The following is a 5,399-nucleotide window of genomic DNA, read 5'->3' as shown; positions in this document are numbered from 1 at the left end:
GGCTTTCCCTGCGCCCTCTGTGAAGAGAGCGCGAAACGAAATGCAAAACTTCGGACAGATCATGTCGCGAGATCGCGGATATGCGCCCAAGCGGCTTCTCGCGTATTCTTCGAGACACGCGTTCGTCGCTCCTCAGAACGACAGAGGCGGTCTAGCGCAAGTCGGACGCAGAGGAGCGGGTGTGCTACTTCGCCTTCGGCCGGTACGCCGCGAAGAACACCCGCGTCGCGCTGTCGACGACGGTCGCGATCCGCTCCGGCGATGGCGACGGACTGGCCTGGAAGATGAACGCCTGGAACAGCGAGGCCTGGCACATATGCATGAACTGCCAGGCCGCGAGTTGATAATCATCGATCTCCAGCTCGCCGAGTGCCCCACGCGCCTCCAGATAGGTGGCAAAGCGGTCCACCGTGTAGGCGATGACGTGGGTGTAGAACTGGCTGCCGAGTTCGGGCATCCGCTCCGCGATCGCCATGACGGTGCGGATCGCCGAGCCGCCGCCCGGCCGGCACAGCAGCGCGATATAGGCGCGGCCGAATTCGGGGAGGGTGGTGTCGACGTCGCGCGCCGGATCGAAGTTGAAATCAACCCTGCCCTGCTCGAGCTTCTCCTCCTCGACGATCGCGGCGAACAGCCCGGCCTTGTCCGGAAAGTAGACATAGAGCGTGCCCTTGGAGACGGCGGCAGCGCGGGCGATCTCGCCCATGCTGGCGCCATCGAAGCCGAGCTCCAGGAATACCTTGCGGGCGCCGTCCAGGATCTGGCGGCGTTTCGAGGATTCCTCCTCGCCGATGGCGTGGAGGGTGGTTCGGGGTGCTGCAACCATTGATTTAGCTTCTCGCGAAAGAACTCAACCGAAAATGCGCACGCGAAGAATCGAAGCCTTATAATCCATGGGACGGGAATATAGATTGACCGAACCGTTCGGTCAATGATATTGGTGGGAGTGACGATGCGCCGCACGGCCCTTATTTCGCCACTGCGGGCGTCGAGATTTTTTATGGGGAGCCTCGGCTATGGCCGCAGCACGAGACCAGGCTGCACGCATTGTTCGGTCCGAGCCTGAGATGGCCGAGGACGCGATGGCGCGCGACGCATCCGGCGATCTCGGAGAGCAGGGCCGGGCTGACGAGGCCAGGCGTCCCGCCGAGGCGCCGCCCGCTTCTACGCCCGAGCAGCCGACCGCATCTCCCGCCGCGCCGGCGCCGAAATCCAGCAAGCGCAAATTCGTGATGATCGGTGTGATCGGCCTGCTGGCGCTCGCCGCTGCGAGCTATGCCACCTATTACGTGCTGGTCGGACGCTTCTATATCTCGACCGACGACGCCTATGTCCGCGCCAACAACACCATGCTCGGCGCGCGCGTCGCGGGCCACATCGCGGCGATCCTGCCCGGCGACAATACGCTGGTACGCGCCGGCGACGTGGTGTTCCGGATCGATGACGGCGACTATCGCATCGCGGTCGACGCTGCCCGCACACGGATCGCGACCCAGCAGGCGACGATCGATCGGATCGGCCGCCAGGTCGCGGCTGCGGTGAGCTCGGTCGAGCAGGCGCAGGCGCAGCTGGTGTCGGCGCAGGCCGGCCTGAAGCGTGCCGATCTCGATTTCGACCGCCAGCAGGCGCTGAGCACCAAGGGCTTTGCCTCGCGCGCCACCTTCGAAGTCTCGGAAGCCGGCCGCGACCAGGGCGCAGCCAGCGTGCGGTCCGCGCAGGCGGCCTATGATGCGGCCAAGGACAATGTCGAGGTGACCAAGGCGCAGCAGGCCGAGGCCCGCGCCCAGCTCGCCGAGTTGCAGACCCAGCTCGCCAAGGCCGAGCGCGATCTCGAATTCACCAACGTCCGCGCACCGGTCGACGGCACCTTCTCCAACCGCCTCGTCAACACCGGCGACTACATCAATGTCGGGCAACGGCTCGGCAATGTGGTGCCGCTCGACGGCGTCTTCATCGATGCCAACTACAAAGAGACCCAGCTCAAGCGCATCCGTCCCGGCCAGCGGGTGACGATCAAGGTCGACGCCTACGGCTTCCGCAAGTTCACCGGCGTCGTCGACAGCATTTCGCCGGCGGCGGGCTCGGTGTTCACGCTACTGCCGCCCGACAATGCCACCGGCAATTTCACCAAGATCGTGCAGCGCCTGCCGGTCCGCATCCGGGTGCCGAACAGCGTCGCGAAGCAGGGCATGCTGCGCGCCGGCATGTCGGTCTACACCACGGTCGACACGCGGGAGGGCGCGGCCGATGCCGACGCCGATACCGACCTCGACGCGCCGATGATGATCCATCCGCAGTGATGCCTTGAAGCCTCGGACGCGGTCCGAGGCTCGGAGCCTGATGAGTCCATGGCCGACGCGACCACTGCCTCGCCTTCGATGATGACCGGCGCGCCGGAGTCCGAGCGCATCCAGCCGAAGCGGCTGTTTGCCTTCATCATCATGGTGTTCGGCATGTTCATGTCGATCCTGGACATCCAGATCGTCTCGGCGTCGTTGACCGAGATCCAGGCCGGCCTGTCGGCGTCGTCGACCGAAGTGTCATGGGTGCAGACTGCCTATCTGATCGCCGAGGTGATCGCGATCCCGCTGTCCGGCTTCCTGTCGCGCGCGCTCGGCACCAGGCTGTTGTTCGCGATCTCGGCGATCGGTTTCACGGTGTCGAGCCTGTTGTGCGGCTTCGCCTCGTCGATCGAGCAGATGATTCTGTGGCGCGCGCTGCAGGGCTTTCTCGGCGCCGGCATGATCCCGACCGTGTTCGCCTCGGCTTATACGATCTTCCCGCGCTCCAAATTCTACATCGTGGCGCCGATCATCGGCCTGGTCGCGACGCTGGCTCCGACCGTGGGCCCGACCGTCGGCGGCTACATCACCGACCTGATGTCCTGGCACTGGCTGTTCTTCATCAACATCGTGCCCGGCATCATCATCACCATCGGCGTGCTGGCGTTGGTCGATTTCGACCAGCCGAACTTCGCGCTGCTGGAGCGCTTCGACTGGTGGGGCCTGATCTTCATGGGCGGCTTCCTCGGCTCGCTCGAATATGTGCTGGAAGAAGGCCCGCAATATGAATGGCTTCAGGACACTTCGGTGGCGATCTGCGCCGCGGTCTGCTTCGTCTCGGCGATCGCCTTCTTCTGGCGCGTGCTGACCGCGGAGGAGCCGATCGTCGATCTCTATGCCTTCTCCAACCGCAACTTCGCGGTCGGCTGCGTGCTGCAATTCTGCGTCGGCATCGGGCTGTATGGCCTCACCTATGTCTACCCGCGCTACCTCGCCGAGATTCGCGGCTACAGCGCGCTGATGATCGGCGAGACCATGTTCATCTCGGGCTTGACGATGTTCTTCATGGCGCCGGTGGTCGGGCGGCTGATGCAGAAGGTTGATCTGCGCTACATCATCGCCTTCGGTCTCGTCACCTTCGCGCTCGGCTCCTGGCAGATGACCTGGATCACGCGCGAGTACGATTTCTACGAGCTGCTGGTGCCGCAGATCCTGCGCGGCATCGGCATGATGTGCGCGATGGTGCCGACCAACAACATCGCGCTCGCGACGCTGCAGCCTGACCGCGTCAAGAATGCCTCCGGCCTGTTCAACCTGATGCGCAACCTCGGCGGCGCGGTCGGGCTCGCCGTCATCAACGAGGTGCTGAACGACCGGACCGATCTGCATATTTCGCGATTGCAGGACCGCGTGACCTGGGGCAATGCCAACGCGGTCGAGACCCTGAACAATTTCACCCAGCGCCTGCAAGGCATGGGCGATGCCGCCACCATGGCGATGAAACAGCTCTCGCAGCTCGTGCACCGCCAGGCCCAGGTGATGAGCTATGGCGACGCATTCTTCATGCTGTCGCTGTTCTATGTCGCGCTCAGCCTGCTGGTGCTGTTCGTCAACAAGCCGCCGCCGATGACCGCAGGCGGCGGCGACGCGCATTGATCGCACCGACAACGCGCACAGTGTGCGCCCGGTTGCGTGAACAGCGTTGCATGATCGACACATTGACGCACTCACGCGGATGTCATCTTGCCAAGCGCGCGTGATGCATTTATAAGCAGCGCCATCGTTTCACGAACCGGGGAGATGCACATGATGTCGTTTGTTTCGCAGACCGTGCGCCCGCGTTCGTTGCTGCTGGGCGCTCTCGCGCACTAGGTCCCAGCGCTGACCGGGCTCGATGCCCGATCATCCAAGCTTCCCAACACCTTACCGATTGTTTTCAGCGACGCTTGCGGCCGGATTCCGTCCGCGCGTCGCCTCAGATGGAGCCAGCCGGCGCAGCGCATGCGTGGCTGGAGCGAACCATGACCTCTCTGACGTCCAAGCGACCGGCAGCGATCCGGATTGTGCTGCCATTCGTGTTCCGACATTGGCTGGAACAACCATTCCGCGCCTCGGCGGTGACTGCCGGATTCCTCGGCGCGACCGCGGCCGACCTGTTCATGCCGGTATTTTCCGGCCATCTGGTCGACGCGCTGACCGCGGGCGCCACCGATGCAGCCGCACGCCATGCGGCGATGCTGGCGTTCGGCGCCATCGTCGGCCTCGGCGCGCTTTCGCTGCTGCTGCGGCTGGTCGGCATCCAGACCATCGTGCCGTTCACGCTGAAGACCATGTCCGATGTCGGACAGCAGGCCTTCATGCGGGTGCAGCGCTTCTCGACCGACTGGCACGCCAACTCATTCGCGGGCTCCACCGTGCGCAAGGTCACGCGCGGCATGTGGGCGCTCGATCTGCTGAACGACACCATCCTGATGGCGCTGCTGCCGTCGTTCATCGTGCTGGTCGGCTCGATGATCCTGCTCGGCATGCACTGGCCGCAGCTCGGTGCCGTGATCGCGATCGGGTCGGTGATCTATGTCGCGATGACCATGCTATTCCAGGTGCATTACGTCGCGCCCGCCGCGCGCGTCTCCAACGCCTGGGACACCAAGGTCGGCGGCACGCTGGCCGATGCCTTGACCTGCAACGCGGTGGTGAAGTCGTTCGGCGCCGAGAGGCGCGAGGACATCCGGCTCGACGGCGTCATCAGCCGCTGGCGGCGCCGGGTGCGGCGGACCTGGTTCCGCTACAACCACACCTCGACGGCGCAGCTCCTCGTCCTGCTGTGCTTCCGCGCTTCGGTGATCGGCGGTGCGATCCTGCTGTGGGCGCAGGGCCACGCCACGCCGGGCGACGTCACCTATGTGCTGACCAGCTACTACATCATCCACGCCTATCTGCGCGACGTCGGCATGCACATCAACAATCTGCAGCGCTCGGTGAACGACATGGAGGAGCTGGTGCAGATCCATGACGAGCCGCTCGGCATCGTCGATGCGGAAGGCGCCGTGCCGATCGACATCCAGGGCGGCCGCATCGTGTTCGACGACGTCACGTTCCACTATGGCGGCCATCGCC

Annotated in this window: 4 protein-coding genes; 3 read left to right on the top strand and 1 reads right to left on the bottom strand. The window is 64.5% G+C overall.

All coding sequences use genetic code 11. From position 1 onward, the window contains the following. Positions 1–184 precede the first annotated feature (184 nt). On the bottom strand, positions 185–826 hold the full coding sequence (locus B2W55_RS23255) for a TetR/AcrR family transcriptional regulator (protein ID WP_024580032.1): 642 nt from the start codon (positions 824–826) through the stop codon (positions 185–187). A gap of 190 nt (positions 827–1,016) precedes the next feature. Here B2W55_RS23255 and B2W55_RS23250 point away from each other — a divergent pair, with 190 nt between their 5' ends. The 3 genes from B2W55_RS23250 to B2W55_RS23240 all read left to right on the top strand — a co-directional run. Further along, positions 1,017–2,300, top strand: a complete 1,284-nt coding sequence (locus B2W55_RS23250) for an HlyD family secretion protein (RefSeq protein WP_024580033.1) — start codon at positions 1,017–1,019, stop codon at positions 2,298–2,300. A 48-nt stretch (positions 2,301–2,348) separates the two neighbouring features. Further along, the gene (locus tag B2W55_RS23245; protein WP_024580034.1) at positions 2,349–3,938 is read left to right on the top strand and encodes a DHA2 family efflux MFS transporter permease subunit; all 1,590 of its coding nucleotides are present in this window, start codon (positions 2,349–2,351) and stop codon (positions 3,936–3,938) included. Between the two features lie 365 nt (positions 3,939–4,303). Beyond that, a partial coding sequence (locus tag B2W55_RS23240; RefSeq protein ID WP_291532285.1) for an ABC transporter transmembrane domain-containing protein occupies positions 4,304–5,399 on the top strand: 1,096 nt, incomplete at its 3' end.

The organism is Bradyrhizobium sp. UBA2491 (genome assembly GCF_002341725.1).
GTDB lineage: Bacteria > Pseudomonadota > Alphaproteobacteria > Rhizobiales > Xanthobacteraceae > Bradyrhizobium.
Note: the sequence above shows the minus strand (reverse complement) of the source record. Positions and strands in the feature narration are given on the sequence as shown.